23 protein-coding genes are annotated in these 23,569 nt (G+C 62.8%); 9 read left to right on the top strand and 14 right to left on the bottom strand.

The window, feature by feature from the left end:
• Positions 1-87 precede the first annotated feature (87 nt).
• From rdgB to murI, 3 genes are all read right to left on the bottom strand, one after another.
• A complete protein-coding gene (gene rdgB, locus D9V28_RS02550; RefSeq protein WP_121658126.1) occupies positions 88-699 on the bottom strand; it encodes an RdgB/HAM1 family non-canonical purine NTP pyrophosphatase in 612 nt (203 codons plus the stop codon).
• Entirely contained in the window at positions 696-1,439 is a 744-nt protein-coding gene (gene rph, locus D9V28_RS02545; RefSeq protein WP_121658125.1) for a ribonuclease PH, read from the bottom strand. Before rph ends, rdgB begins: the two co-directional genes overlap by 4 nt.
• A gap of 63 nt (positions 1,440-1,502) precedes the next feature.
• A complete protein-coding gene (gene murI, locus D9V28_RS02540; protein WP_121658124.1) occupies positions 1,503-2,339 on the bottom strand; it encodes a glutamate racemase in 837 nt (278 codons plus the stop codon).
• Between the two features lie 87 nt (positions 2,340-2,426).
• On the opposite strand from murI, the gene D9V28_RS02535 reads away from it, so the two are divergent.
• On the top strand, positions 2,427-3,761 hold the full coding sequence (locus tag D9V28_RS02535) for a nicotinate phosphoribosyltransferase (RefSeq protein WP_121658123.1): 1,335 nt from the start codon (positions 2,427-2,429) through the stop codon (positions 3,759-3,761).
• Between the two features lie 11 nt (positions 3,762-3,772).
• Here the strand turns inward: D9V28_RS02535 and D9V28_RS02530 are convergent, their stop codons facing one another.
• The 3 genes from D9V28_RS02530 to D9V28_RS16200 are packed head-to-tail and all read right to left on the bottom strand — an operon-like array spanning position 3,773 to position 7,584.
• A complete protein-coding gene (locus D9V28_RS02530) occupies positions 3,773-4,063 on the bottom strand; it encodes a DUF3039 domain-containing protein (RefSeq protein ID WP_121658122.1) in 291 nt (96 codons plus the stop codon).
• 27 nt (positions 4,064-4,090) lie between these two features.
• Positions 4,091-5,662, bottom strand: a complete 1,572-nt coding sequence (locus D9V28_RS02525; RefSeq protein ID WP_229727695.1) for a hypothetical protein — start codon at positions 5,660-5,662, stop codon at positions 4,091-4,093.
• Positions 5,638-7,584: an ATP-binding cassette domain-containing protein gene (locus D9V28_RS16200; protein ID WP_229727694.1), complete on the bottom strand. Its 1,947-nt coding sequence runs from the start codon at positions 7,582-7,584 to the stop codon at positions 5,638-5,640. The genes D9V28_RS02525 and D9V28_RS16200 overlap by 25 nt, the downstream gene beginning before the upstream one ends.
• On the opposite strand from D9V28_RS16200, the gene D9V28_RS02515 reads away from it, so the two are divergent.
• The 5 genes from D9V28_RS02515 to D9V28_RS02495 all read left to right on the top strand — a co-directional run bounded on the left by D9V28_RS02515 (position 7,583) and on the right by D9V28_RS02495 (position 11,600).
• Positions 7,583-7,984 carry a hypothetical protein gene (locus tag D9V28_RS02515; RefSeq protein WP_121658121.1) on the top strand — a complete coding sequence of 134 codons (402 nt, stop codon included), beginning with the start codon at positions 7,583-7,585 and terminating at the stop codon, positions 7,982-7,984. The two genes, D9V28_RS16200 and D9V28_RS02515, sit on opposite strands and share 2 nt — an antisense overlap.
• 371 nt (positions 7,985-8,355) lie before the next feature.
• On the top strand, positions 8,356-9,048 hold the full coding sequence (locus D9V28_RS02510; RefSeq protein WP_121658120.1) for a phosphocholine cytidylyltransferase family protein: 693 nt from the start codon (positions 8,356-8,358) through the stop codon (positions 9,046-9,048).
• Positions 9,049-9,107: 59 nt separating this feature from the next.
• Positions 9,108-9,926, top strand: a complete 819-nt coding sequence (locus D9V28_RS02505) for an ABC transporter permease (protein WP_183086407.1) — start codon at positions 9,108-9,110, stop codon at positions 9,924-9,926.
• Positions 9,926-10,663 (top strand): ABC transporter ATP-binding protein, encoded by a 738-nt coding sequence (locus D9V28_RS02500; protein ID WP_121658119.1) that lies wholly within the window; start codon positions 9,926-9,928, stop codon positions 10,661-10,663. Before D9V28_RS02505 ends, D9V28_RS02500 begins: the two co-directional genes overlap by 1 nt.
• An 85-nt stretch (positions 10,664-10,748) precedes the next feature.
• Complete coding sequence (locus D9V28_RS02495) at positions 10,749-11,600, top strand: hypothetical protein (protein WP_121658118.1); 852 nt, start codon at positions 10,749-10,751, stop codon at positions 11,598-11,600.
• Positions 11,601-11,606: 6 nt separating this feature from the next.
• On the opposite strand, the gene D9V28_RS02490 is transcribed toward D9V28_RS02495, so the two are convergent.
• The 7 genes from D9V28_RS02490 to D9V28_RS15915 form a co-directional block, all read right to left on the bottom strand.
• Positions 11,607-12,953 (bottom strand): CDP-glycerol glycerophosphotransferase family protein, encoded by a 1,347-nt coding sequence (locus D9V28_RS02490; RefSeq protein ID WP_229727692.1) that lies wholly within the window; start codon positions 12,951-12,953, stop codon positions 11,607-11,609.
• 18 nt (positions 12,954-12,971) lie between these two features.
• Positions 12,972-13,856 (bottom strand): glycosyltransferase family 2 protein, encoded by an 885-nt coding sequence (locus tag D9V28_RS02485; RefSeq protein WP_244934438.1) that lies wholly within the window; start codon positions 13,854-13,856, stop codon positions 12,972-12,974.
• A complete protein-coding gene (locus D9V28_RS02480) occupies positions 13,843-14,658 on the bottom strand; it encodes a CDP-alcohol phosphatidyltransferase family protein (protein WP_121658117.1) in 816 nt (271 codons plus the stop codon). Before D9V28_RS02480 ends, D9V28_RS02485 begins: the two co-directional genes overlap by 14 nt.
• Complete coding sequence (locus D9V28_RS02475) at positions 14,639-15,727, bottom strand: glycosyltransferase family 2 protein (protein ID WP_229727690.1); 1,089 nt, start codon at positions 15,725-15,727, stop codon at positions 14,639-14,641. Before D9V28_RS02475 ends, D9V28_RS02480 begins: the two co-directional genes overlap by 20 nt.
• Positions 15,728-15,870: 143 nt before the next feature.
• The gene (locus D9V28_RS02470) at positions 15,871-17,628 is read right to left on the bottom strand and encodes a trypsin-like peptidase domain-containing protein (protein WP_121658116.1); all 1,758 of its coding nucleotides are present in this window, start codon (positions 17,626-17,628) and stop codon (positions 15,871-15,873) included.
• Between the two features lie 160 nt (positions 17,629-17,788).
• Positions 17,789-18,592 carry a PKD domain-containing protein gene (locus D9V28_RS02465; RefSeq protein WP_183086406.1) on the bottom strand — a complete coding sequence of 268 codons (804 nt, stop codon included), beginning with the start codon at positions 18,590-18,592 and terminating at the stop codon, positions 17,789-17,791.
• The gene (locus tag D9V28_RS15915; protein ID WP_147440895.1) at positions 18,568-19,131 is read right to left on the bottom strand and encodes a hypothetical protein; all 564 of its coding nucleotides are present in this window, start codon (positions 19,129-19,131) and stop codon (positions 18,568-18,570) included. Before D9V28_RS15915 ends, D9V28_RS02465 begins: the two co-directional genes overlap by 25 nt.
• Before the next feature lie 113 nt (positions 19,132-19,244).
• Here D9V28_RS15915 and D9V28_RS02455 point away from each other — a divergent pair, with 113 nt between their 5' ends.
• Positions 19,245-20,441 carry a pyridoxal phosphate-dependent aminotransferase gene (locus D9V28_RS02455; protein ID WP_121658113.1) on the top strand — a complete coding sequence of 399 codons (1,197 nt, stop codon included), beginning with the start codon at positions 19,245-19,247 and terminating at the stop codon, positions 20,439-20,441.
• A gap of 26 nt (positions 20,442-20,467) precedes the next feature.
• On the opposite strand, the gene D9V28_RS02450 is transcribed toward D9V28_RS02455, so the two are convergent.
• On the bottom strand, positions 20,468-21,280 hold the full coding sequence (locus D9V28_RS02450) for a carbon-nitrogen hydrolase family protein (protein WP_121658112.1): 813 nt from the start codon (positions 21,278-21,280) through the stop codon (positions 20,468-20,470).
• 76 nt (positions 21,281-21,356) lie between these two features.
• Here D9V28_RS02450 and D9V28_RS02445 point away from each other — a divergent pair, with 76 nt between their 5' ends.
• Both D9V28_RS02445 and D9V28_RS02440 read left to right on the top strand, forming a co-directional pair.
• Positions 21,357-21,689, top strand: a complete 333-nt coding sequence (locus tag D9V28_RS02445; protein WP_121658111.1) for a DUF7882 family protein — start codon at positions 21,357-21,359, stop codon at positions 21,687-21,689.
• A gap of 358 nt (positions 21,690-22,047) precedes the next feature.
• Positions 22,048-23,364: a peptidoglycan DD-metalloendopeptidase family protein gene (locus D9V28_RS02440; RefSeq protein WP_183086405.1), complete on the top strand. Its 1,317-nt coding sequence runs from the start codon at positions 22,048-22,050 to the stop codon at positions 23,362-23,364.
• Positions 23,365-23,569: the final 205 nt, after the last annotated feature.

Raw genomic sequence — 23,569 nt, 5'->3', positions numbered from 1 at the left:
CACCAGACTCCGCGGGTTGATGGTAACGATGGCCGTTCTCATTACCCGGCTGGCGCGATCGGTCCGTCCGCCGGATACCCTTTCGGTTTATGCCGTAGCGACCGACCGCAGGGTCGGAATGAGATCGGCGAAGGCCCTCGCCCGGTGGCTGATCTCGTTCTTCGTCTCAGGAGCGAGCTCAGCCGCAGACACGTTGTGGCCCTCGGGAACGAAGATTGGGTCGTAGCCGAACCCGTGACTTCCGCTGGGCTGTGTCGCGAGGGAACCGGGCCACACGCCGACCGAGACATGTTCGAAACCAGCGCGGGCGTGACCATCGGGCACGACCAGGGCGATGTTGCAGAGGAAGCTCGCGGCGCGGTGCTCGGGAGCAATGTCGGTGAGTTGAGCGAGCAGAAGCTCGAGATTATCCCTGTCTTTGTGCCCGGGACCGGCCCACCGAGCGGAAAAAATTCCGGGAGCCCCGCCGAGCACGTCCACGGAGATGCCGCTGTCATCAGCCATAGAGATCCGGCCCGTGTGGGCGGCAGCCGCTCGTGCCTTGATGAGCGCGTTCTCGCTGAAGGTCACACCGTCTTCGACCGGCTCAGGCCCGTCGTAGGCAAGAACAGTGACCTCAGGCATCGCAGCACCGAGAATCCTCTGAAACTCCTGAACCTTGTGCTGGTTGTGCGTGGCCAGCACCACCTCGATCGTCATGCTGAGGCTCGGCCCAGGGCCTCAACCTGAAGAGCTGTGAGGTCGGCTGCTCCGCCGACGGCCAGGTCTAGCAACGAGTCGAGCTCTCTCCGGTCGAATGGCGCCCCCTCTGCCGTGCCCTGCACCTCGACGAAAAGGCCACGGCCGGTGACGACGACGTTCATGTCGGTCTCCGCGCGAACATCTTCAACGTATGCGAGGTCGAGCATCGGTTCGCCGTCGATGATTCCGACAGACACGGCCGCAACGCTGTCGATCAGCGGTTGCGCCTTCTGGCCAATGAACTTCTTCTCGCGGGCCCATTCAATCGCGTCCGCGAGTGCGACGTACGCACCAGTGATCGCAGCGGTCCGCGTTCCCCCGTCAGCCTGGAGCACGTCGCAGTCGATGACAATGGTGTTCTCGCCGAGAGCCTTGGTGTCGATGACGGCACGAAGGCTGCGGCCAATGAGGCGGGAGATCTCGTGGGTTCGTCCTCCGATACGACCCTTGACCGATTCACGGTCCATTCGGCTGTTGGTCGAGCGCGGCAGCATCGAGTACTCGGCCGTCACCCACCCTTTGCCTTTGCCCGCGAGCCAACGCGGTACGCCATTAGTGAATGACGCGGTGCAGAGGACCTTGGTCTTGCCGAAAGAGATGAGCGCTGAGCCCTCGGCCTGGTCGCTCCAGCCCCGCTCAATCGTGACCTCACGCAGCTGTGTGGTGATTCTGCCGTCTTTGCGGATGGTGTCTGTCACGAGAATGCTCCTTGAAGTTGCACCGGTAACCGGCGTGGGGATGGGAAAAACAAAATAGGGAGGCTACGAGCCGTAAGCACGCAGTGCGGCGAGGTCGATCACGCCGGTCTGTACGAGATCGACGTGTGAGATTTCCCGACCGATAAGTCGGTGAGCGAGTTCGAGGAACTCGTCTTCGCTTGGACCTGTCGCTTCATAGTGGTGGGCAGGCGGGCGTGGGCTGGTGCGCTCGAGGCCGCCGGAAACGAGTACGCGGTAGACGTCGTTGGCGGTTTCGGTGTCGCTCGACACAAGCGTGACACCGGGGCCCATGACGTAGGAGATCGCCCCTTTGAGGAAGGGGTAATGGGTGCACCCGAGCACGACCGTGTCGACCCGCGCCTCGACGAGGGGCTGCAGGTACTGTTCTGCTGTCGCCAGTACATCGGCACCGGAAGTGATTCCTGCTTCGACGAACTCAACGAAACGAGGGCAGGCCGCAGTGAAGAGTGCCAGTTCGGGTGCAGCGGCGAACGCATCCTCGTAGGCCCGGGAGTTGATGGTTCCCTCGGTACCGATCACTCCAACCCGTCGGTTGCGTGTGCTCGCGACAGCGGTCCGCACTGCCGGCTGAATAACCTCGATGACCGGAACCGAGTATCGTTCTCGCGCGTCTCGAAGCATCGCAGCTGATGCCGTATTGCACGCGATGACAATCATTTTGACGCCCTGTGCAATGAGGTCATCGAGGACTTCGAGGGAATAGCGGCGAACATCCGCGATGGGCTTCGGCCCGTATGGCGAGTGCGCCGTGTCACCGACGTAGAGGATCTCTTCGTTCGGGAGCTGGTCCTGAATCGCTCGAGCGACGGTGAGCCCACCGACTCCGGAGTCGAAGATTCCGATTGGCGCATCATTCACGGGTTCCAGCCTACCGCGCCATATGAGCTCGGGCCGGGAACCGCAACCCTGCGCTCAAAAGAGCGAACCCGTCGCTAGGCTGGCGGGGTGAGCCTCTCGACATCACCACACAACTCAACAGCCCTCCTCACCGATCGTTATGAACTGACGATGGTTGATGCGGCGCTTGCCCATGGAACAGCTGACACCGAGTGCATGTTTGAGGTGTTTGGTCGCCGCCTGCCTGGCGCACGTCGTTACGGCGTCGTTGCGGGCACCGGGCGCCTCCTCGAGATGATTCGGGACTTCCGGTTTTCGGAGACCGAGCTGTCGTGGCTGCGAGACAACGCCGTTGTCGCGCCACGAACACTCGATTGGTTGAGTGATTATCGGTTCTCCGGTGACATTTGGGGATACCACGAGGGCGAGGCCTACTTCCCGAACTCCCCCGTCCTCACGGTTGAGTCGAGCTTCGCTGAGGGCGTTGTTCTCGAGACCCTCATCCTCAGTGTGCTCAACTACGACACGGCCGTCGCCAACGCGGCGACCCGTATGGTGACGGCTGCGCACGGTCGCCCCATCGCAGAGATGGGCTCACGCCGGGCCAACGAGCACGCCGCTGTGGCCGCTGCGCGCGCCGCATACGTCGCCGGGTTTGACGCAACCAGCAACCTTGAGGCTGGGCGCACCTGGGGCATTCCAACCATGGGCACTGCTGCCCACGCCTTTACCCTTTTGCACGAGACCGAAGAAGAAGCATTCCGCGCGCAAATCGCGGCCTCCGGGCCGGAGACGACGCTCCTGGTCGACACGTACAACGTTGAGGCCGGCATCGAAACAGCGGTGCGTGTGGCCGGCGCGGAGCTCGGAGCCGTGCGCCTGGACTCAGGCGACCTGCCCACCTTGGTTCTGGAGGTGCGCGCACAACTCGATGCACTTGGGGCACCACACACGAAGATCACGGTGACCAACGACCTGGACGAACACGCCATCGCAGCTCTGGCAGCGGTGCCGGTCGATTCGTACGGTGTCGGAACCTCAGTCGTCACTGGGTCAGGCTCCCCCGCTGCCGGCATGGTCTACAAGCTCGTTGCTCGCAAGAACACCGAGGGCTCATGGGTCTCGGTAGCGAAGACTTCGGAAGGCAAGGTCGGCGTCGGCGGAAGAAAGTTCCCCGTCCGCCGCCTCAATAGCTCGAACATTGCCGTCGAGGAAGTCGTGTACGTTGGCGACGGCCCCGAAGCATCCGCTCGCTTGCATGAGTCGGAACGGCCGCTACTGGTTCAACTAGTCGACCGTGGCGAGATCGACGCGCAGTACACGGGTCCAGCCGGAACGGCGAAAGCACGCGAGCACCGCGCCCGCGTGCTGAAGGAATTGCCAGCGGATGCTGCACGGCTTGGCCGCGGGGACCCCACGCTGCCGACACGCTTCGTCAGCTGAGAAAAACCGAACTATTCGGACTTCATCTTTTCGTAGATCTCTTTGCAGGTCGGGCAGACCGGGAACTTCTCGGGGTCGCGACCAGGCGTCCACTTTTTACCGCAGAGAGCCTTCACCGGCTTACCGCTGATGGCCGACTGCAGGATCTTGTCCTTCTTCACGTAGTGGGAGAAGCGTTCATGATCGCCGGGCTCGACGCCCTCGCTGTTTAGGAGCTCTTCGAGTTCGCGGTCAAGAACCGATGTGCCTCCGGCGTCAGGCCGGGATCCGGGGTCTGCGATACTCACGCGTGCGTCAATCATGCTGCAATTGTACGCGGTTCACTGGGCCTAATGACTGACGGCGAATGCCATGATTTCGGGTCCGCGACGGTCGAAAACGCGACCGCCGAGCCACACACCGAGGATCAACGCGACAACACCGAGTCCGACTCCCGCCCACAGGGAAAGCACATGCCAGGACGGCTCGCTCGTGAATCCGAACCAGGCCAGAATCAGGGCAGGCGTCGCGACCAGGAGTGACCCGACAAGCCCAAGCGTCTGCGAGAGGCCGCCGAGGGCGCCGGACGACTGAGGCTGCTGGAACGGGCTGTCGCCGGGCAGCGCAGCCGGATACGGGAATCGCGCGGAGATGTAGCTGGACAGGCCGACTCCTCCGAGGAACAACGCGGTCGAGACGCCGATCATCGACGGGAGCACGACCCAGTCGCCGTAGAAGGTGATGCTCACCATCGATCCGATGATGATCAACGGGACGCCGATGAGCAGGATCGGGAACATGCGACCGATTCGGTCTGAGAAACCACGAATGCCGGAGGCAAAGTGCAGCCAGACCGCCGTCGAGTCGAATGCGAGGTCGTTGTGGAGTGACCAGCCGAGGAAGATCGCCATCACGGGCAGGGGAAGCAGCGTGAGCGTCTGCATGTCAACGCCGACCACAAGGAACGGCACGATCATGATGATCGGCACGATCGGGATGATCACGATTGACACGAGGTAGCGGGGGTCGCGGGCCCAGTAGGTGATGCTCCGAGCGGCGATGACCGCCCCGGGACGACCGGGCAGAACGTCGAACCAGCCCATGCCACCGTAGGTCCTAACAACGGGCTCGCGCTCGGGAGTGACGAGCATGTGCGCGACAACTCGGTCCCAGGCCAGCCAGAGCAGGCCCACTGTTGCAACGGCAATCAGAAGCTTGAGGAACGCAGCGCCGATGTCTCCCATGGCAACGTCACCTGGGAACGACCAGACGGCACCGAAGGGGGTCCAGCTGATCACGTCGGCGGCGCTGCCGAGGACAGCGGCTCCGTCGCGGCCCCAGTTCACGCTCGAGAGAAGAATGACCGCCGGAGCCAGGAGCACAAGCAGAACGATGCCGATAACCCCGGTGAGTTCCCGCGAACGGCGGGTGGCGAGCAGCAGGGAGGCGACGGCAGTGGTGACTCTGGCGGCGATAACGCAGGTCGCGACGGCGAGCAAGGCAGACAGGAGCGCCAGGGTGAACGGGAAAAACCCGCGCGACCAGGTGACCGCCGTCAGAAGGCTCAGGATCACAAGTACGACGGAAGGAACACTGACCAAAGCGGCGACAAGCAGTCCCGTTGACAGTGTGCGATCGCGTGTTCCGAAAAGGGCGAACGAGCGCGGGTCCATGTCATCGTCGACCCCGAAAATGAGAGGCAGCAGGACGAAGCCGAGGACCACGAACGAACCGATGAAAACCAGAACGTTGCGAGTGAGATCGTCCGGCGCGAAACGCAGCGCTATGAGGGCTGCGCCGAGGAGGTAAACGATTCCAGCCCCCGCTACGGTCGCCAGAAGAATGCCGAACACCTGCCATGGGCTTCGCCGAAAGACGTTGGCCAGCAGCTGCAGCCTTAGTCGGAGAAGCTGTGCAACCATTCCATACCTTCTGCGGCCTTTCGACCGCCAGCGAGTTCAACAAATCGGTCTTCGAGAGTGCCACTTCCTCGAACGTCATCGACCGCACCGGCAGCGAGCACTTGCCCGTTCACCACGATCGCGACGTGGTCGCACACGCGCTGGATCAGATCCATGCCGTGGCTCGAGAGCACTACGGTTCCGCCGTGCGCGACATACTTCTGGAGAATTTCGATCACGTTCGCGGCAGATACGGGATCGACCGATTCGAACGGTTCGTCCAGAACGAGCAGTCGCGGCGAGTGAATCATCGCGCAAGCCAGAGCGACCTTCTTGGTCATTCCGGCTGAGTAGTCGGTGACCAGCCGGTTGAGGGCGTCTTCCAGACCAAAGGCAGCGGCCAGGTCCTTGACGCGAGACCGGACGGTTGCGCCGTCAAGACCGCGGAGCACACCGGAGTAGTAGAGCAATTGGGCGCCGGTGAGTCGGTCAAAGAGTCGCAGCCGGTCGGGCAGCACTCCGATTGCCCGCTTCGCTTTGTCCGGGTTTTCCCACACGTCGATCCCGTGCACTGTGATGTGCCCGGAGTCGGGACGGAGAAGACCCGTGATCATGGAGAGCGTTGTGGTCTTACCTGCCCCGTTGGGGCCGACAATCCCGTAGAAGGAACCCTCTCGAACCTCGAGGTCGATACCGTCGACCGCGACAGTATCCCCGAAGCTGCGTGACAGGTCGCGAATACTCAGGACAACGGGTGACGTACCTGTTCGGTCCAAATCGTCATCCCGAGTGGACTGGTCCAGGAGCGCCGTTTCGAAATCATCACCATCGAAGACATTAGTTTCGGACAGCTCTGTCGGCAGTTCAGCTGTTGTGGCGTCCGGGAAAACGTCGGCTTCGGGGTACGCGCGGAAAACCTCGGTCGCAGAGTCAGCGGAGTCGGTCGGCTCATTGTTAACCAGTGTCCAGTCCGCTTCCGGAACCATCGGCTCCGTTACCGCGAGCGATTCGATGACTGCAGTCTTCTCCGGGCTCTCATCCGGGTAGACGTCATTTCCAACGAACTCCTGCTCTTCGAACGGCTGCGCGGTCTCGGGCTCGGCCACGTCGCTGTCAACGAAGAGGTCATCGTCGGAACGTTCCGTACCCGCGTCAGTTTCGCGAGCGGGTGCCGTCGGATTTTCGTCGGACGCCGAGGAGACAGGAACGAGAGAGAGGAACGGCCACTTCTTGCTCCACACAAACTTCATCGGCTCGTGGTTTTCCAGACCCGTCGCCTGTTCAGCCGCGTCTGGCATGGTTTCGAACTGCAGCGCGGCTTCCTCAGCGGAGATTTCCGGGAGGGGCGGGCGATCGTCCGCCTCAGACTTCGGCGGTTCCATCGTTTCCGCTGGCGGCACATCAACCTCGGCATCTAGTTTGTCGTGGGCGCTCTCCGGAACCCGGGCAACGCTGCCGACGTCCGCTGACGTTTCGTCCGAACCGCTTTCCGGCGTGACGTGGACAGGCAACGGCGGGACGGGAGGCACAACGGGCAACGGTGGAACAGGCGGGATCTGGCTTGCATCGATCGGGACCTTCGGTCCGACGTGCTCGACCACTTCGGTCGGGGACTTCGCAACCGATGCGGCCACGCGCGCTCGAGGCGCCGGAGTTTTGGCTGACGTCGGTGTGCGCGAGGACGTCGTGGCCTTGGGCGCTCTGGCGGGAGTGCCAGCCGAACGGCCCGTTTCCTGGTCGTTGCGCGCCTCTGACACAGGCGCCTCCGGCTGCTCAGAGGCGATCGAGCCAGTTCCCGCTACAAGTTCAGTGGGCGTCTCGCCTGCAGTTGATGGCGTGGCCTGGATCGGCGATTCGAGTGAGGTCGATTCGGTGGACCCGATGGCGGCGTCACGAAGGTCACTCTCGGTCGACGCAGGAGTTTCCGCCTGAGTCTTCGTCATGATTTTGTGGGGCGTCGCCTTCTTCGGTACGGCTCCGGCCGTCTTCGACTTCGCTGGCGTCTTGCGGGCGGGCGCCTTCGCTGCGGGCTTGTTCACCTGCGCCTGGCCGGAGGAGGGAGTGGCCGGTTCGCTGGCGGATCCAGGCGCTGCTACCTGGGCCTTGGGGGTCGCTCGTGGTGCGCGGGGCTTTCCCGTCGATGATCCCGCGGATGATGTGCGCGCCGGAGTCTTTTTTGCGCCGGAGGCCCCTGCCCCCGCGGTAGTCGTCTTCGCTGGGCTCTTCGGGGAGCCCGGTGTGGCCTTCTTCTTTGCTGCGGGAGCGGATCGGGGCTTCGCAGACGACTCCGGTTCGGTGGTCGGGAACGCCTTTGCGCTCGATTCGCCGGATCCCGATGCGTGACCATCGGCGCCCTGCGGGGCACCGGAGGACTCGATCAAAGGGCTAGAGATCGGCGCAATCTTTTTAGGGTCATCTGGTGTGTCGTCGGGGGAAGCGGGCGGCACAGTAGTCACTGACCCAACCTATCAATTGCCCGTGGCCGATTCGAGACGGATGTCGTTTTGCGTCAAATCTGAACCTGTTAATACGCCGAGTGGCTTATTACGATACGACAACAACAAACGACTTGCTACTGACCCCAATCCGGGTGCCGCGCTAACGTGGACGATGGCATAACGGGGTGTCATTTCGTCTACTTTCAGGTTAACTCCGAACAAATTCCGCCACAGTTGGCGGCCGGACTGCCTTGAATCGATCTTGAGGAGAATCTCGTGACCACCCAGGTAGTAATTCTGGCCGCAGGTATGGGAAGCCGACTCGGCCGTTCATTGCCGAAGCCGCTGACCGAGCTCAGCGACGGCCGCACCATCATGCAGCAGCAGTTCGACAACATCCACCACGCGTTCGGGAAGAACGTCAAGGTGACCATCGTTGTGGGCTACAAGCTCGAGCACATCATCGAAGCTTTCCCTGACGCATCGTTCGTGTACAACGAGCAGTACGACCAGACCAACACATCGAAGAGCCTCATGCGCGCACTCAACGCCTCGCAGCCCGGTGGCGTGCTGTGGATGAACGGTGACGTCGTCTTCGACCCGACAGTTCTTGATCGTGCTGCCGCCATGATGGCCCGCGACCAGTCATTCGTCACCGTCAACACCTCGAAGGTGTCGGACGAAGAGGTCAAGTACACAACCAGCGCCGAGGGATACATCCAGGAGCTGTCCAAGACCGTCAAGGGCGGACTCGGGGAAGCTGTTGGCATCAACTACGTCTCACGCGATGACAAAGCCAACCTGCTTCGCCAGCTGGGCCGTGTTGACGACCAGGACTACTTCGAGCGCGGCATTGAGCTTGCGATCGAACAGGACCGCATGCTCGTCGAGCCCGTAAACATCTCCGACCTGTACGCCGTTGAGGTCGATTTTGCGGAAGACCTCGAGCGGGCAAACCTCTTCGTTTGATCTCGTTCCTTCGACAGACCGGCACGCGTCCTTGACCGTGCCGGTCTTCGTTTGCGGATATGTTTGTGGCTGTGAGTTCTGATTCCGGCGTGCGCCGCACACAGCGGTCGTACCTGACCAGATACCGCCACGCGCTCTGGCTTTTGACCAAGCGGGACCTTCGGGTGCGGTACTCGACAAGCGCTTTGGGCTACGTCTGGTCGATCCTCGATCCACTGGTCATGGCGTTCATCTACTACTTCGTTTTCGTCGTTGTCTTTCAACGCGGCGGCTCGGTTGGTGAAGACCCGTACATCGTGTTTCTCCTCGCAGGGCTTCTGCCGTGGATGTGGTTCAACGGCGCTGTCTCTGACAGCACGAGAGCGTTCATCCGCGAGGCGAAGCTTGTGCGCTCCACCTCAATCCCTCGCACGATCTGGGTCAATCGCCTGGTCCTCTCCAAAGGCATCGAGTACGTTGCCGCACTGCCCGTGCTGTTGGCATTCGCAATCTTCACGGGCGCAGCCCTCAACTGGAACGCACTGCTGTTCCCTCTTGCCATCCTCATCCAGGCGGTTCTCACGATCGGGATCGGCCTCATCGTTGCTCCCCTCGTTGTCTTCTTCCGGGACCTCGAGCGAGCAATCAAGCTCGTTCTCCGGTTCCTCTTCTACGCCTCCCCCATCGTCTACGGCTTCAGCGACCTCCCCGCCGAACTCCAACCATTCGCAGCGTTCAATCCGCTCGGCGGCATCTTCTCGCTGTACCGCTCAGCGTTCTTCCCTGAACAGCTCGACTGGTACCCCGTCATCGTGTCGGCGGCAATGAGCGTCCTCTTCCTGCTGATCGGGCTGTGGGTATTCAAGCGGTCCGAACGCACCGTTCTAAAGGAGCTGTGATGCCGACCCCCGTCATCCGCGTCGCAGGCGCCGGCATTCGATTCAGGCGCAATCGTGGCGGTCGCAGAAACTTCAAGGATCTGTTCTCAGGCAGCACACGGCGCTCGCGCCCCGGTGAGTTCTGGGCGTTCCGCAACGTGAGCTTTGACGTGATGCCCGGCGAAGCGATCGGCGTCGTCGGTCGGAACGGGCAGGGCAAGTCGACGCTGCTGAAGCTCGTGGCCGGCGTTGTTTTGGCTGACGAGGGCACAGTCGACGTCACAGGCGGTGTCGCACCGCTGATCGAGATCACCGGTGGTTTCGTAAATGACCTGACCGTCCGTGACAACGTCTACCTGACCGCTGGTCTGCACGGCATGACCAAGCGAGAGATCGCGGCGCGGTTCGACGACATCATCGACTTCGCGGAAATCGGCGACTTCATCGACACCCCATACAAACATCTGTCGAGCGGCATGAAGGTGCGCATCGCGTTCAGTGTCATCTCGATGCTCGAAGAGCCGATCATCCTCGTTGACGAGGTGCTCGCCGTCGGTGACCGCAGTTTCAAGGAGAAGTGCTACCGCCGCATCGAGGAGTTGCTCGCCGGGGGTCGCACACTCTTCTTCGTCTCACACAACGAGAAGGATCTTCGCCGGTTCTGCACGCGCGGCCTCTACCTGGACAAGGGTGAACTCGTTCTCGATGGTCCGATCAATGAGGTTCTCGACAGGTACAACGCCCAGTACCACAGCTGACCCCAACGGCTGTCAAGCCCACCGGTCTCCCAGCGTGCGAACCTAAACTTATTCTTCTGCGCACCAGCGTGATGAGGGGTAGTTCATGAAAACGCAGTCTGACCGAATCCGTATCGTTGACGACGCCGAGTTCCGCTCCGACCCGGTGGATCCCACTCACGGGCCACTGTGGCTCCGCGGCGTCGATCGCGCCCTTTCCGTTCAGCGACCGGTTGTCGTGGCCCACATTCGTGGCCTCCGCCGACAGTACCCAGGCGCCACTCCCGACCAGCTGGTCAGGGTGCTTGAGCGGCGGTACCTCACGGCCATCACCTCCGGCGGCGCCGCTGTCGGCGCGACAGCCATGGTGCCCGGGGTAGGAACCGGCATCACGATCGCACTCTCCGGGGCAGAAACTCTCGGGTTCCTCGAGACAACAGCCCTCTTCGCCCAGTCGGTCGCCGAAGTGCACGGCATCGCCGTCGACGACCCCGTGAGAGCGCGAGCCCTTGTGATGACGCTCATGCTCGGCAAATCCGGAATCGACCTGGTCAAACAGTTCACCGGCCAGGCTTTCCAGGGCGGGCCGCCACGCAACAGGTACTGGGGCCAGCTCGTGGCCTCGAGCGTCCCGCAAGCTGTGATGGGCCCCGTCGCTGACGACCTCAAACGCCGCTTCCTCAAGCACTTCGCCGTGAACCAGGGATCCTCGTTCGTCGGCAAAGCGCTTCCGTTCGGTATCGGCGCTGCCATCGGCGGCATCGGCAATCACCTCGCAGGCAAGCAGGTGATCCTGTCGTCGAGAAATGCCTTCGGCCCCGCACCCCTCGTCCTGCCTCTCGAACTCGAGCCGCGAGACCGCTCTCGCACCCCGAGCAGGACCATGCGTGCACTTCGCGAACGGATGCCATCACGCGCGAAATCAAAAAAGTCGCCTGATTCAGACCCAGGGAACTAAGCGCTCCTAGAGCTCGTCGTCATCCTCGCCGGTGTCACCCGTCGGCCGGGCAGATCCGCTCGCCGACCCCGAAACGGCTGCGGCCGGTCCGCGCGAGGGAACCGCCGAGATCTGCTGCTCCTCGTCATTGGAGTGAATCGCCGAGTAGTGTTCCCACTGGTCCATCAGGTGCTGGACGGCCGCGTGGAACCGCGCGGTCGCCGCGCCGGGGGCGGTGTCTCCGAAGTATCGCTCGGCCCACACGGCCAGGCGACCGACAGCATCCGGGTCATGAAGAAGGCGATCCGTGTGCCGCACGATCTCGGTTGCGTCGTCAGCCGTCAACCACTCACAGGCGGAAAGGTAGCCGCCGAGATCGATCTTCGCCTCTGGATCAACGGGGCGTGTGATCATCAGCGGCTTGCCGCTGGCCAGACGATCGTAAACCATGGCCGAGATGTCGACGATCGCGACGTCGGCGCTCGAGAGCTGCCAGCCGAGCTCTGAGCCTGTGTCGTGAACGTGCTGCGCTGTCGGATCCGCCGTGTTCGCGGCGGCGAGCATTCCGATGATCTCCCGGTTCGCCGCTCCATACGTGTGATCGACAACACCGCTGCGCGGGTGCGGCCTGTAAACCACCCGGTGCTTTCCTGTGGCGAGGAGGGCCCGCACCAGCTTCACACCGTGGCTGGCGATCGAACCGTACGCCGCAGAACGGCGGTCACCCTCCCACGTTGGCGCGTAGAGCACGACGGTGCGCTCGTCAGGGGTATAGGGAAGCACGCCCGAGTAATGGTCGGCCTGCGGACGTCCGATCTTGATGGCGCGCTTGTCGAAGTCGAAGTCCCACAGCACCTTCTGCAGGCGTGCGAGCGCGGCGTCACCGGCGACGAGGCTGTAGTCATACGCCTTGAACTGGTTGGTCGTCATGTACATCTTGTCGCTCTCACCGTGGTTGATGAAAACGTGCCAGCGCTGCCCGTACCGGAACATCTGGAAGTTCTTCGTGTTCTGGTTGACGTAGAACACGATGCGGATGTCCTGCTCGGCGAGCGTCTGCTCGAGCGCCACGACGGTTCGCACATAGGCGACGGGGAGCGGTGATTCCTCGAACAGTTTCGTCGCTGCGGTCGCTCCCCGGCTCAGCACCACCACAGGCCAGGTTTTCGCGAGTTCTGCGAGCGGTTTGTACCACTGACGAATCTGGTACATGTTGACCTGGCCGTCGGCGAAATAGACGGCGATCTTGTACTTGCCCGGTTCGAGCGGTGGCAGCTTCGAGAGCCGCTGAGACAGCTCGCCTCGAGCTCGACGGTTGGCCAGCAGGTCCCTGCCGATCTTGACGGCCTTGCGCGCGTCGCGGAGTACACCCATACCTTCAAGGGTACCCAACTAGATAACCGGCGGCCGCCCCGCACGGGCCATTCGCACGACTGTGCGCCAACGAACTGGGCGCCGTTCGCCCGGGTTCTCCCGCCAGCCTTCACGCCAACCGCCGAACCATGCCTTCAGCACGACGGGCTTCCTCCACCAGCGCAGCAGCTGGATGCCGGTCCACGAGCCGACATACACCGGGATGAGCGGCAACGGCAGGTTGCGCCGCGCCAACCACACGCGGTTGCGCGCGTTCAGCCGGTAATACTCAGCGTGACGCGTCGGCTGCACGACGGGGTGGTTCGCTTCGAGGTCACCCGCGTACCATGCCCGTTTTCCCTGGTCCCACACCCGCCAGGCCAGCTCGATGCCCTCGTGGGCATAGAAGAATTCGTCGGCCCATCCCCCGGCCGCGTCGAACACCTGCCTCGGCAGGAACACTGCGGCTTCGAGGCAGGAGAACACGTTACTCGGATGCCGTGGGTCACCTTTCCGAATCCGCGGAATCCATCGGCGCGGAGACTCGATACCCGTCGGATCATCGAGCCGCGGCTGCACAAGTCCGATATCGGGCTGAGCGGAAACGAGAGCGATGCAGTCGGCCAGGAAACTGGCATCCGGAATCGAGGCATCGTCATCAAGAAAGAAGATGTAGTCGCCATGCACCTCGACTGCACCCCGATTGCGCCCAGCGGGGATACCGAGGTTCTCGGCGAGACCGAGTGCACGAACACCGTCTGGCAGCCCCGCTGGCTGCCAACCGTTGCCGACGACGACGATATCGAGGGCGACATTCTGTTGCGTCTGAATCGAACGGATGCCACGGGCCAGGTCATCGGGACGGGTGCCCTGGGTGAGCACAACGACTCCGACGGTCGGCAGGGTGCGCTCAGGCACGGACACGTTTCGACGACATGATCGCAACGAAATGTCCGAACAGGGTGACCAGGCCAACACCGAGCAGGAGAACGAGAACCCAGCGCATGGCGAGGACCTCTCCGACGAAGAGGCCGACCACAGCTGCCGCGAAGATCACCATGGTGAGTTCGACCGAGTGGAAGATGCGGTGGAACGGCAGGAACTTCGCGACCTTGCGAGCCAACGCGAGCGCTCCCCCGCGCGGTGCGGATTCGCTCTCGCTGTAGGTGAGCTTGGGAGCACCGTAGTTGGCACGGGCGACACGGACCATGTCGTTGAGCGCCTTGTTGAGCACGATCACAAGGGCGAGGAGCGCGCCGAGGGTCGTATACAGGTAGTCGGCTGGGGCCTCGAACGGGTACCCGGCGGCGCGGATCGCCAGCGCGAGTGGGATGAGCGACTCGGTGGAGTAGTGCCCGACGGCATCGAGGAAGGCACCTGCCGGAGACGAGGTGCGTCGCCAGCGTGCGACCTCACCGTCGCTGCAGTCGACGAGCATCTGCAGTTGGCCGAGCACGAGGCCGAGCAGGGCGCCCCAGATGCCGGGGATGAGCAGAGCACCGGCGATCGACCAGCCGGTGAGGATCATGAGTCCGGTGACGCCGTTTGCGGAGATCGGCGTGCGAAGCAGCAGCCAGGTCAGGTACGGCGAGATGTTGCGCAGGTAGAGCGACGCTGTCCAGTGCTCAGCGTTCCGACGACCGCGAACCTCGGGGGGTTGGGCGACGTCGCGCAGTTCTGAGATGGAGCGAGGTTTGAGGGGCCGTTCAGCCGATACTTCCGACACTCGTGCCTCCGCTTCTTTCGTTCTTCAGCGCGCTGATGTTGCTCGCCAGCGATAGGAAGCCGAGCACGAAGCCAACTCCCCAACAGAAATGAATACAGGGCAACACTACGAGAAACCAGAGCTGCGAGCGCACGCCATCACGACGGGCGACGATCAGGGTGGCGGCGATCACGAGCAGCGCGTACACAGCGGGGATGACCCAGCCGAGAGAGAGGATGGCGGATCCACCGAGTGCTGCCTGCACAATGCCGGCAATCCCGAGCAGCACACCGATGGTCACGCCGAGCACCATCACCGGAGGTGCGAAGTAACGAAGGGTGTTGGCGCTTGGGAACCGTCGGGTGAGTTCGCCGCGCCACATACCGGTCGAAAAGAACTGGCGGGCAAGCGCAGAAAGGCTCGGTCGGGGGCGATAGGTCACTCGAAGCTCCGGCGTGAACCAGACGACTCCTCCTGCGCCACGGATGCGGCGGTTGAGTTCCCAGTCCTGTCCTCGTTTGATCCGCTCGTCGAACATGCCAACACGCTCGAGCGGTTCGCGGCGGAACACACCGAGGTACACAGTGTCTGCCGGGCCCTCGGCACCGCCGACGTGGTGCGGAGTACCACCGAGCCCGACCTTGCTTCCGTATGCCCTGGCGACCGCCCGCTCGAATGCCGTCGTTCCCTGGGCATCCATGATGCCTCCGACGTTGTCGGCGCCCGTGCGGGTAATCGTTTCGACGGCGATGCGTGCGTAGTCCCGTGGGAGCACGGAGTGCGCGTCGACGCGGACCACAATCGGGTAACTCGTTGCAGCGATGGCGATGTTGAGACCAGCCGGAGTCGAGCCGATCGGGTTGGCGATCACGCGAATGCGTCGATCAGCACGAGAGAGTTCGTCGACCAGTTCGTTTGTGCCATCGATGCTCGGGCCGACGGCGATGGCCACCTCGAATGGGCCGGCATAGTCCTGCTCGAGCAGGCTCATCACAGCGGCTTTCACGTGGGTGACGTCGTTGAGAACCGGCATGACATATGAGACACCGACGAGCTCGGCGGCTCCGCCAACTGATGGGTTCTCAGTCATGGTCTCCACTCGCTGAACTGGTCGGCTTGAGCCTACCAGTGAGTTTTTGCGCGTCTCCCGCGACATTCTCAGCTCGGTGTTCTCCGCCGGCCCACGGCGAAGCGCCCGTGAACCAGGGGCTCACGGGCGCTTCGGGTTGAAACCTAGAGAACGAGTTCTCCAAGCGTCACTGTTGCTTTCTTCGTGTCACCATTACGGACGTAGGTGAGTTCGGCCTCGGCTCCGGCCGCGAGAGCCCTGACCTGCGCGGTCAGGTCAGTCGCGCTGGTGACCGGGAAGCCGTTGAAGCTGGTCACGATGTCACCCTTGGTGAGGCCGGCCTCCTCGGCCGATCCTCCCGGAGTGGCTTCGTTGATCAGGGCGCCGACAACGGGGCTGTCTTCCGCAGTCGCGGCATCGCCGACTGTTGCTCCGAGAAGACCGTGCGTGGCCTTACCGTTGTCGATGATCTCGTTCGCAACGCGCTCAGCGATGTTCGAGGTGATCGCGAACCCGACACCGATGCTTCCGCCCTGCGTGGACGAATCTGAACTCGACGCGCTTGCGATCGCGACGTTGACACCGATGAGCTTGCCCTCCTTGTCAACGAGCGCACCTCCGGAGTTTCCCGGGTTGATGGCTGCATCCGTCTGAATCACTGAAAGAGAGATGACCGCCTGCTGACTTGGCGCGGCGTCAGGCGTCTGACCGGGAATGTCGAAGCCCCAGATGTCGTACGGGTCCTGCTGGTTCTCGTCGGTGTTCGAGTTGTCATCCGGCACCGCGGAAGACGCGACGGTGATGCTCCGGTTCAGCGCGCTGACGATTCCGTCTGTCACCGTTCCTGCGAGTCCGAGTGGGGCACCGATCGCAACGGCCATGTCGCCGACGTTGAGCTCGCTCGAGTCAGCAAACGCCATCGGGGTCAGGTCAGTCGCACCCTCGAGCTTGATGACGGCGAGATCATAAACCGGGTCATTGCCGACGACTGTCGCGTTGTAGAGCTTGCCGCTGTTGTCGGTGACCTGGATTTGGGGCTCGGCCAACTCGCCGTCGAGGGTGACCACGTGATTGTTTGTGAGGACGTAGCCGTCCTTGCTCAGAATGACGCCAGAACCGCTTCCGGCGCTCTGTCCGCCTGCCACCGAGAGGGTGACGACACTTGGCGACGCCTTTGCGGCGATCGCCGACGTCTGGGTGACGTCCTCGGTGTCGTTGATGGTGACGTTTTCAGAGCCGATCGCGTTCGAACTGACAGTGCTGCTCTGGTTTGTCGTGATCAGAGCGGACGTACCTGCTCCGGCTGCTCCGCCGACCAGTGCGCCAACGGCCAGGCCTGCAACGAGGAGGCCGACGTTGGAGCGACGCTTTTCGCGCGGCGCGGGAGGCTGGGGGTGGGTGTTCGGTGCGTACCCGGTCGGGCCGTAGCTGGCGCTGCCAGCTGTGGGGGTGCCGTAGGGCTGGTAGTGCTGGCCACCGAACTGTGACGACGCGTCGTAGCCGTTTGGGATGGGCGCCGTTCCGTAGTTCGCCGTTGGCGCCTGCGGGGAACCGAAGGCCGCGCCCTGGGGCGCTGGAGGATAGACGTCCGTCGGCGCGGTTTCGTTGCGCTGCGGCTGCGGTGCACTCCCGCTGAACGGGGGAAAGTGAGCGGCGGCTGCGGTGGGGGTGTCCTCAGCCGCCGTTGCCTGGTCAGAGGACCCTTGTGCCGGTGACTCCGCGGCTGAACCTGTGCCCTGCTGCGCGGCCGGGTTCGGCAGCGGCGGGGCGGGGGGTACGTTTTCGTAGCCCTGGGTTCCAGCAGTGGACTCGACGCCCGAAGCGGGGCCAGCATGGGGGGATGCGGCGTTCGCATCGGGATTTCCGGGTGAAGGAACCTGACGGTTCTCGTCGCCGTTCGAGTCCTGAGGGTGATCGGTCATTGTGGTGCTCCTTCCAAGCAGAGCTAGCTTGGCGACTCTAGCTGTACTTTTCATTCGTGCTGTCTGTGAGCGGCCTATGCCCCAGCCGAGACATCGCTAGGTCGGCTCCGCGCTCCGATGATCGACCGGCTTAGGTGAATTTCAGCCTATCGATTTCCGCTCAGCACCCGGGACCGTTCGGGTTTCTGTTGCACTCTTTGTCGACGAGAACGGTCTTCGCATCCCCGGCGAGCGCCGCGATCGTCACCGCGGGTGCTGAGAGCGTGCCGTCGATTGACATCCATGCGCGTCCTACAGCCCGATACTCGACGGTGAACGCAACGGTGACTGTGACTGAGTAGACGCCGGTTTCGGCGAAGACGTGGCTCGTCGGGGTTGGCGAGAACTCGGGCAGGCCGAGTTCAGCCCATGTAGCTCCGGGAACGGATGTCCTCGACGTTGTGCCATCTCCCCAGGACCAGTTGTAGCTGGCTGGGGTGAAGCGAACCTCGATGGGGACGTCAAACAAAATGCCCGTTTGCATGTGGCGACTGGTGTCGGCAATGAAGTTGGCGGGGAGGCCGATGAGGAGCCAGCCGTCGGGCTCCATCGAGAGGCTCGGGGCGTTGGGACGGAAACGAGCAAGATCGTTGAGCGTGACGAGATCCGGGAGACAGATGGCACCTCCGGTGCACATCATGCCGGTGTCAATGCCGCCAGGGCCGTCGGATCCATCCGAATTGCCCCCGTCACCTGAGCCGCCGTCGTTGTTGTTCCCTCCGCCGTTGTTGCCGCCGCCACCGCCGTTGTTCTGGTCGCCCCGGATCACGGCTTCGCCGTTCTCGATGCTGCCGACTGAACACGTCCCGAGCTTCACTTCGATTGGCGTGCATGCGTTCGCGACCGCGGCGTACGCCGGACTCCCAACCCCGATAACAACTAGGAACCCTACGAGCACCGCTAGCAAGAATCTTGATTTGACCATACGTCGCTCTTCGCTATTGACAGTGTTACTGGGTTCACAGAGACCTCGAATTCGACTTCGAGGGGCGCGCGATCAACCCGATCGTCCGGAGTGACGTCTGCACCGCCGGAGTCAAGGACACGCACTTGGGAGACGTCAAGGCATAACTGGACTGTTATTGCACCTTCCTCCAAGTTGGCCATCGTTGTCTGATCAAAAGACGACGACCCCGTCGTCCGGTAGCCAGCAGATACAAGTCCGCCGATTCCAGCTGCTTCGGTTAGCCAGAAGGCTTCGGTCACGTATGGTCGGATACGTTCTGGCTCTCTTCCCCCGTCCGCTGAAACAGCGTCTGAGATGGCGAGGTACTTCGCGTACGTGTCCGTCGCCGCCGCCAGCGCCTCCTCCTCCGAGGCGAACACTGTGGTCGATGTCGGCGTGGGCGTCGGTTTCGGGGCGGCCGCCGTGCAGGCGACCAAAGCCGCACCGACGAACAACGCGACGGTCGTCGCAAACGTGCGCCGAAGCATCCGTCGTTGGGTTCGTCCGCCGAATTCCATGCAGTCACGTTAGAACAAATCGCCTGATCCCGCTTGAGTTATCCACAGGGGCGGCCCGCGCCGGTTAGCCTTGAAACCGGATACGGCGAATGCCTGTCGGCGGAAGGACTCGAATGACTGTGCACGGCTCCTGGCAGCGAACCGCAGAGGGCGCCGGGCTGCTCAAACCCGACGGCTCGATCGCGGCCACTATTTTCGCCGAGATGAGTGCTCTCGCGACCGCGACCGGCGCCATCAACCTCGGCCAGGGTTTCCCGGACGAAGACGGGCCGGAAGAAGTCCTGTCCGCAGCTCGCCGAGCGATCACCGAGGGCGTGAACCAGTACCCGCCCGGCCGCGGCACCCTCGACCTTCGCGAGGCGATCGCCGAGCACCAACAGCGGTTCTACGGCATCACCTCGAACCCGGAAACCGAGGTCCTAGTCACCGCAGGCGCGACGGAAGCCCTCGCCTCAGCGATTCTCGCGCTGACCGAAGCCGGCGACGAGGTACTCACGTTCGAGCCCTTCTACGATGCGTACGGCGCACTTATCGCTCTGGCGGGCGCCCAACACACCACAGTGCAACTGCGGTGGCCCGATTTCCAGCCCGACCATGACGAGCTTCGCAGTGCCGTGACTGACCGCACGCGCATCATCCTCGTCAACAACCCGCACAATCCAACCGGCTCGGTGTTCTCGCGCGAGACACTCGAGTTGATCGTCGAACTGGCACACGAACACGACGCCATCATCGTGACCGACGAGGTCTACGAGCACCTGACCTTCGGCGTCAGCCACACCCCCGTCGCTTCACTCCCAGGTGCCTGGGACCGCACACTCACCATCTCGTCCGCTGGCAAGACGTTCAACACCACCGGCTGGAAGATCGGCTGGGCAGTTGGTCCCGCCGCCTTGATCACCGCGATCCTGACGGTGAAACAGTTCCTCACCTACGTGAACGGTGCGCCGTTTCAGCCGGCAATCGCGACAGGACTCCGGCTCAGCGACGCCTGGTTCTCTGCCGTCGCCACAGATCTGGAGCGCAAACGCGACGTCCTGGCATCCGGTCTTCGGGCATCCGGATTCGAATTGTCGATACCCGATGGCTCCTATTTCATAGTTGCGGATGCCACGCGGCTGGGATTCGACGACGCCACCGATTTCTGTCGTCGGCTCCCGGAACTCGCCGGGGTTGTCGCTGTTCCGCTCGGGGCGTTTGTATCGCAGAACCATCGCGACGACTATGCCTCACTCGTCCGCTTTGCCTTCTGCAAGAGAGTGGACGTGCTCGAACGGGCCGCTGCCCAGCTGACTCGCTTGGGGCGATAACTGGCCAGGGTCGACCTTAGGCAAGCTCACTCATTCGGAACGACGCGGAACCTTCGCAACGCGAGAGCCGGGTTGCTCAGTCGAACATCCGCGATGTGTGATGCAGAAGCAAATGCCACCGCGACATCTGTTTCGATTCCAATCCCGGCGATCTGAACTCCCGAGGGGTCAACGATCAGGCTGTTCCCAACGCCGATCGGCGGCGTGTGGTCGGCTCCGGCGACATAGACCGTGTTCTCGATCGCCCTGGCGGTGACGAGTGTTCTCCAGTGGTGCTCCTTGAGCGGTCCTCGCACCCACTCGCTTGGCACGAGCACGACGTCGGCACCCGCGTCGACAATGCGACGGGTCACTTCAGGAAAACGGATGTCGTAACAGGTCTGAATACCGAACCTCAGGCCACCTGCGACGAACGTTTCAGGCTCAGTCAGCTCACCCGGCACGACAAAGTTGCTCTCGGTCTGACCGAAGGCGTCGTAGAGATGCTGCTTACGGTAGGTCGCCACCAGCTCGGCCTGCGGGGACAGCGCCACGATGGTGTTGGAGAACCTCGTCGTGTCCCTGCGTTCGGCCATGCCAGCGACCAGGTGGATACCGAGGTCCTGGGCGAAGCCAGCGATGGTTTCGACGAATTCCCCGTCGATCGGCTGTGCACGAGCTACGAGCTCCGGCCCCATCGGGTCGACGAACACACTCGAATACTCGGGAAAGACCACAACGGCGGCCCCGCGCTCGGCCGCGCGCTCGGCAAGTTGGCGAATCTCGGTGAGGTTCGCGTCGACATCCGCGGTCGGGCTGAATTGCGCAATGGCGATGCCAACGGGAGCGTGCTCGATCATGCGCCCAGCTTAGACAGCGAGACACGTTTCGTCGCGGTTGTCTGGAATGCTCCCTCTTGTCGTGCACAATGAACATATGGGATACCTCGTCTATGGCGATGGCACGGAATATGAGATCGACGACCGCGCCCTCGCTCACCTCAAAATCGTTATTGGCTCGAAGCTCCGTCGACAGGAGGGGTTCTTCGTCAGTTGGGAGCACCGGCCTGAGGATGGATCCGGTCGAGTGTCTGTGTGGGTATCGCCAGCCATTCCCCTGCAGTTCCGCTTCGTCGGCAGCAAGCCGCCGCAGCTGAACCGCCACTGGCTCGAAATCCTGGCCGACTCCTCATTCGGCCCGCGCGGATTGCACCTGGTCAGCGAAGCGGACGCAGACAAGATGCCGCCCGTTCGCCCCGGAACTGCTTAGAGAACCCTGTGCGTGTGGTTCGGGGGTGTCAACATCCTCGAACCACAAAAACAGGCGATTCGTTGCGCGCAACCCGAACCCCGGACAATTCCCAACCGTCGATCCGCGCGAAAACGGCACAAATGTGCATGCTGCTTCGTTACTAAGTCGTTACAAATCTCGAAACTAAGATGCAAAGTTGCGCAATTTAGCGTAACCTCGAACAAGTCCGACGGCCTCTCCAGTGCCACAGGACCTCTCGTGAGGCACCTCCCGTCGTTTCCTCGCGGGACGCTCACAAACCATGTTGAATGACGACGCAATTTCCCGAATTGTACTGAGGCCCCGGAGAACTCCTTTGGCAAATGCTGCTGCCCCCATGTCACCGAACGGCTCATCGACCCCTCGAGACACCCCGCAGCAGTCGCATACCCACAACTCCCTTCCCAGCCGCCGCAGCCTCCGCATGCAGGCAGCGCTTCAGGCTGAAGCAGAACTCCTCGCCGAGCAGGCCGTTGCGACATCCGTCGCTCACGCCGATGAGGCTCCTGTTGTGAGTCGTCGGCGCGACCGGCGCAGCGCTCAGGTCATTGAGAACACCGTCGAACAGGTCGCGGAGTCAACAACAGTGTTCCCCCCGGCCGCCGCGCTCGATGCCGAGCCACAGCCCGTAATCATCCATGAAATCTCGATGCCGACTCCGGCTTGGGCCGAGTCCAAAGCACCGGCGCCGGAAAAAGTCGCATCGGCAGCGACACAAGCCGCAAGCGAGCAGAAGCGCACCGAGCCTCCCGTGCTGGTCAGTGATAGCCACGCGGTCCTGGCGGCAGCGTTCATCGCTCCCGCCACAGCGTCGCACCCGCCACGCGCCACGTCGCGCCGTCTGTCGGCTGACACCGCTCTCAACTCAGTTGTATCGGCTACATCGGTCGCCCAGCCCACACCGACCCTGATGCCAGGAGAACGGAAGAGTCGCTGGAGCAACCTCCGCTCGACGGGAATCGTCGCTCTGGCCGTTCCTGGCCTGCTGGCGACGATCGCGCTTCCGGCCTACGCCTTCGCGCCGACCGACGGTGCCGTCGCAGACGCCAACAACCAGATCGTGAGCCAGGCCGCGAAGGGTCAGTCATTCACGGTGAGCGATGACGTCACGCTCGGGCAACTTGAGCGCGACGGATATTCGGCGACGAGCTCCGAGGAACTCGACGCACAGTATGCCTCAAGCACTTACGTGTTCGACGGCACTGCGACCATGGCCGCATACCTCGCACCCTCGTCGAGCGGTTGGTGGCGTCCGCTCCCCGGCGAGATCACCTCTAAGTACGGTCCCCGCGGCCTTATTTGCAACAGTGTCGGATGCTCCAACTCCTTCCACGAAGGAATGGACTTCGGCGGCGCCTGCGGAACTCCGATCAAAGCAACGGCCCCCGGCCGCGTGACCTTCGTCGGTAACGCTGGTGCCTACGGAAACCGAGTGATCATCGATCACGGCGACGGCGTCGAGACCATCTACGGACACCTTCTGAGCGGTTCGTTCGAGGTCGCCGTTGGTGACACGGTCGCCGGCGGAGATTTCATCGCCGAAGTTGGTGCAACCGGCGTCGTCAGCGGCTGCCACCTCGACCTCAAGGTCAACGAAGATGGTGAGCACACTAACCCGGCTCCCTTCCTGCGTGAAAAAGGCGTCGTCGTCTAATACAGCATCGCTATGCCGGCAACACTGGCATGTGACCGGTGCCGCCAGCGAGATTCGTAGCGCAGCCGACACGTCGACACACCCTGATCCGGGCGATAACGCCCGGCAACGTGCGATGTCGGAGGTGGGTGTTTCACTCTCTCCATGAGCACTTTGGGCAGGATTTTCTGGTCCGCGACTGGCGGCCGCTCCCTCGTCTGCTCAC

This window comes from Mycetocola zhadangensis (assembly GCF_003668565.1).
Classification (GTDB): domain Bacteria; phylum Actinomycetota; class Actinomycetes; order Actinomycetales; family Microbacteriaceae; genus Mycetocola_A; species Mycetocola_A zhadangensis.
The sequence above is the reverse complement of the archived record's forward strand: the minus strand, read 5'-3'. Positions and strand labels throughout refer to the sequence as shown.